Source organism: Variovorax sp. P1_H2, assembly GCF_056405295.1.
The window spans coordinates 1-4274 of the sequence record NZ_JBFUCJ010000224.1; the positions used below are offsets into that span (position 1 = coordinate 1).

General features: G+C 67.0%; 6 protein-coding genes. 5 read left to right on the plus strand and 1 reads right to left on the minus strand.

From position 1 onward, the window contains the following. A partial coding sequence (locus tag AC1D2E_RS34910) for a methyl-accepting chemotaxis protein (RefSeq protein ID WP_478201642.1) occupies positions 1-314 on the plus strand: 314 nt, incomplete at its 5' end. Between the two features lie 18 nt (positions 315-332). Here AC1D2E_RS34910 and AC1D2E_RS34915 read toward each other — a convergent pair. After that, positions 333-725 carry a hypothetical protein gene (locus AC1D2E_RS34915; protein ID WP_478201643.1) on the minus strand — a complete coding sequence of 131 codons (393 nt, stop codon included), beginning with the start codon at positions 723-725 and terminating at the stop codon, positions 333-335. 442 nt (positions 726-1167) lie between these two features. Here AC1D2E_RS34915 and AC1D2E_RS34920 point away from each other — a divergent pair, with 442 nt between their 5' ends. The 4 genes from AC1D2E_RS34920 to AC1D2E_RS34935 all read left to right on the plus strand — a co-directional run. Continuing rightward, positions 1168-1596: a hotdog fold thioesterase gene (locus tag AC1D2E_RS34920; protein WP_478201644.1), complete on the plus strand. Its 429-nt coding sequence runs from the start codon at positions 1168-1170 to the stop codon at positions 1594-1596. A 53-nt stretch (positions 1597-1649) separates the two neighbouring features. Beyond that, positions 1650-3014 carry a solute carrier family 23 protein gene (locus tag AC1D2E_RS34925; protein ID WP_478201645.1) on the plus strand — a complete coding sequence of 455 codons (1365 nt, stop codon included), beginning with the start codon at positions 1650-1652 and terminating at the stop codon, positions 3012-3014. Between the two features lie 202 nt (positions 3015-3216). Next, positions 3217-3654: a universal stress protein gene (locus AC1D2E_RS34930; protein WP_478201646.1), complete on the plus strand. Its 438-nt coding sequence runs from the start codon at positions 3217-3219 to the stop codon at positions 3652-3654. Between the two features lie 274 nt (positions 3655-3928). Beyond that, the coding region (locus AC1D2E_RS34935) for a septum site-determining protein MinC (RefSeq protein ID WP_478201647.1) at positions 3929-4274 on the plus strand (346 nt) is incomplete at its 3' end.

The window sequence follows — 4274 nt, forward strand, 5'->3', positions numbered from 1 at the left end:
TGATCGGCGACTCGGTGGAGAAGGTCGAGGAAGGCAGCAAGCAGGTGGCGGAGGCCGGCAAGACGATGGAAGAGATCGTCGACAGCGTGAAGCGGGTGACCGACATCATGGGCGAGATCACGGCGGCCAGCCAGGAGCAGACCTCGGGGATCGAGCAGATCAACCAGGCGATCACGCAGATGGACCAGGTGACGCAGCAGAACGCGGCGCTGGTCGAAGAAGCCTCGGCGGCTGCGCAGTCGCTTCAGGAACAGGCCGGCAACCTGTCGCAGGTCGTGAGTGCCTTCAAGCTCGAAGCGGCACGGGCCGCCTGATCGGGTCGCCAGGGGCGGTTAGACCGCCTCGTCGTCGCCGGCATCGGGATGGGCCTCGCTGAACCGCCTTTCCGCGGCAGTCAGGTGGGTGGTGAGCACATGCGAGATCAGGTTGATGCCGATGCCGGCGAACAAGGCCGGCAACAGGTAGAGCGCCACCCGCACCTCCGACACGAAGAGCACGTCGTCGGCCAGGGACGGGGTGATCGCCGCCAGCGTGGCCAGCCGCTGCAGGAAGTAGACATTCACGGCCGCGATCGCGACCAGCGTGACGCCGAGCACCAGCACGGTCCAGCGCGAGATCGCCTGCTTGGCGATCATCACCGCGTAGATCCCGAAGGGCAGCACCACCGAGAACGCCACCATGAGCCAGAAAGTCACTTCCGTGAAGACCGAATTGCTGAACTGCATGGGATGGACCTCGGGACGAGCGGAAACTAGCACGAAACACCCCCGAAGCGCCTGCGGCGCCTCGAGTCGCTGCCAGAGGCAGCGGCTCTTCGGGTCCGTCCAAGCCTGCGCAGGCAGGCTTGGAGCCGCGGACCTCAGCCCCTCGAGGGGGCGATACCAGCGGCCCGGCAAAGCCGGTTCCGCGGTATCCCTGGCATTTTGCTGCGCCGGTTTCATGCGTCGCGGGTCACGCGATCACGTGGTGGAACACTGAGAACTGACGACCGACACGGACGTCGCGTCCGGCGCGATTTTCGCCGTTGTCGAAAGCGGGCGCCGACTTCGGCCGCGAGCTTGCCATCGGTGGGCAGCAGCGCATCGAGCAGCCGCATGCCGCCACCCGGCAAGCGCACTGCAGCGGACTGTCGCTATAGTTTTGACAATCCCGACACGGAGCCATCCCATGCGCATCTGGAAGAAAGAGATCTCGATCGAAGCCCTGACCCTGAGCCACGCGAACACCGTGGTGTCGTTGCTGGGCGTCGAATTCCTGGAGGTCGGCGACGACACCATCCGGGCCCGCGTGCCGGTCGACCGCCGCACCGTGCAGCCCTACGGCATCCTGCACGGCGGGGTCTCGGTGGTGCTGGCGGAAACCCTGGGCTCGTGCGGCGCCTTCTACTCCGCGCCGGAAGGCCAGCGCGCGGTCGGGCTGGACATCAATGCCAACCACATCCGGTCCGTGACCTCGGGCTGGGTCACCGGCACGGCGCGCCCGGTGCATCGCGGCCGCACGACGCAGGTCTGGCAGATCGACATGACCAACGACGCCGGCGACCTGAGCTGCGTCTCGCGCATCACCATGGCGGTGCTGGCCCCGCAGGCGGGCTGAGCACCACCGGCGCGCGCGCCGGCCTAAGAACAACCACCGAGGAGAAGAAGAGCATGACCGATTCCTACCTGCCCCGCTGGCGCCAGGTGAGCGCCACGGCGGGCACCGTCGTCGCACCCGACGAACGCCTGCCGTGGCCGCAAACGGCCGCAATGGGCGTGCAACACGTGATCGCGATGTTCGGCGCCACGGTGCTGGCACCTATCCTGATGGGCTTCAACCCCAACATCGCGATCCTGATGAGCGGCATCGGCACCCTGCTGTTCTTCCTCATCACCGGCGGGCGCGTGCCGAGCTACCTGGGCTCGAGCTTCGCCTTCATCGGCGTGGTGATCGCGGCCAGCGGCTATGCGGGCAGCGGGCCGAACGCCAACCTGGGGGTCGCGCTCGGCGGCATCATCGTCTGCGGCGCGGTCTACACGCTGATCGGCGTGCTGGTGGCCTTGACCAACGAGCGCCACACCAAGGCGGCGCCGGTCAAGGGGCTCGAAGGCCTCGAGGTGGAAGAGGTCGAGCAGGACGTCGCGGTGCACTGGATCGAGCGCCTGATGCCGCCGGTGGTCACCGGCGCGGTGGTCGCGGTGATCGGGCTCAACCTGGCGAGCGTGCCGATCAAGAACATGGCGCCGACCGGCTTCGACACCTGGATCCAGGCCCTGACCTTCCTCTGCGTCGGGCTGATCGCGGTCTATGCGCGCGGCATGGTGCAGCGGCTGCTGATCCTGATGGGCCTGATCGCCGCCAGCCTGATCTACGCCGTGCTGACCAACGGCATGGGCCTGGGCAAGCCGATCGACCTGGCAGCGCTGGCGGCAGCGCCCTGGTTCGGGCTGCCGACCTTCTCGAAGCCGGTGTTCGAGGTCAACGCCATCCTGCTGATCGCGCCGGTGGCGATCATCCTGGTGGCCGAGAACCTCGGCCACCTGAAGGCCGTCGGCGCGATGACCGGCCGCGACCTCAATCCCCTGCTGGGCCGCGCCTTCATCGGCGACGGCGTCGCCACCATGGTGAGCGGTGCGGCCGGCGGCACCGGCGTCACGACCTACGCCGAGAACATCGGCGTCATGGCGGCGACCAAGATCTACTCGACCGCGATGTTCGTGGTCGCCGCGCTGATCGCGCTGGTGCTGGGCTTCAGCCCCAAGTTCGGGGCCCTGGTGCAGGCGATTCCGCTGCCGGTGATGGGCGGCGTGAGCATCGTGGTGTTCGGCCTGATCGCGGTCGCGGGCGCCAAGATCTGGGTCGACAACAAGGTCGACTTCTCGCAGAACAAGAACCTGATCGTGGCCGCGATCACGCTGATCCTCGGCACCGGCGACTTCACGCTCAAGTTCGGCCAGTTCGCGCTCGGCGGCATCGGCACCGCGACCTTCGGCGCGATCCTGCTGTACGCGTTGCTGTCGCGTTCGCGCGCGTAGCCGGGGCGATGCGAATCCTCGGCTGCAGCGTCCGAGGTGAGCCGTGAACCCGGCCATTCGGAGCGCCGGCACGCGATGATTCTTTGACCCAGCGCAAGGCTGTCGGACGCAACTGCTTGAAGCTAGGCATTGGCAACGCAGGAACCATTGGGAAAGGCTCGTTGCCATCTCCGAGACGAGTGCCCGGTGAAAGGAGCGCGCTATGTTCAAGCATTTGTTGATACCTACCGATGGTTCGGCCGCGTCCGAACAGGCCATTCGCAAGGCACTGGAGATCGCTGGCGAAGGCAACGCCCGGGTCACCGGACTGCATGTGATCCAGCCATTCCACCTGGCTTCGTACCACGTCGACATGATCGAGGACACCCGCGCAAGCTACGAGGCCAATGTGCACTCGCGGGCGCGGGAGTACCTCGTGCCGATCGAGCAAGGTGCGAAGGCACTGGGTCTTGGCGTCGACACGCGCACGGTCGTCGCCGATCACCCTTACGAGGCGATCATCAATGCGGCGCGGGATGCGGGCTGCGACCTGATCGTGATGGCATCGCATGGCCGGCGCGGCTTGCAGGCCGTCCTCTTGGGCAGCGAGACGCAGAAGGTCCTGACGCACAGCACCGTGCCGGTGCTGGTGTTGCGCTGAAGGACGATGAAGCCCCGCGCGAGCGGGGCCTTGCCGAGCGGATCCGACAGGATCCGCGGCAGTTGTTCAGCCCGCTAACAAACTGTTACAGCGGTGCGAGGAGTCTCTCCGGGGGCCGCAGCCGTGAGGGAAGTCACGGTGCGGGCTGGCGGCGGGTCCTGCGAAGTGCAACCTGGTGCAAGAAATGTTGTCCGGCGGGCGTATTGCGCCGCCCTTTTGCGACGCGAAGCCCAGTGCCCGTTAGACTCCAACGCTTTTCGCACCAAGCTTTTCCATGGCAGATGCATCCGCCGCGCGCACCAGGGCGGTATTCGAATTCAAGAGCGCCACACTGCCGCTGATCGCGGTCATCCTCAAGACGGCCGATCTCGAGGTACTGGCGGAAGCGCTCGACGCCCAACTGGCGGACTCGCCCGACTTCTTCGAGCAGGAGCCGGTGGTCATCGACCTCTCGCTGTTGCAGGAAGACAACGCGGAGGCGGGCCGCACGCTCGACTTCGCCGCCCTGCGCGGTCTGCTGGCGCGCCACCAGACCCAGCCGGTGGCGGTGCGTGGCGGCAGCGACGCCCAGAACGCCGCCGCCCGCGCCGCCGGCCTGTCGATCACCGCGATGCCGGTGG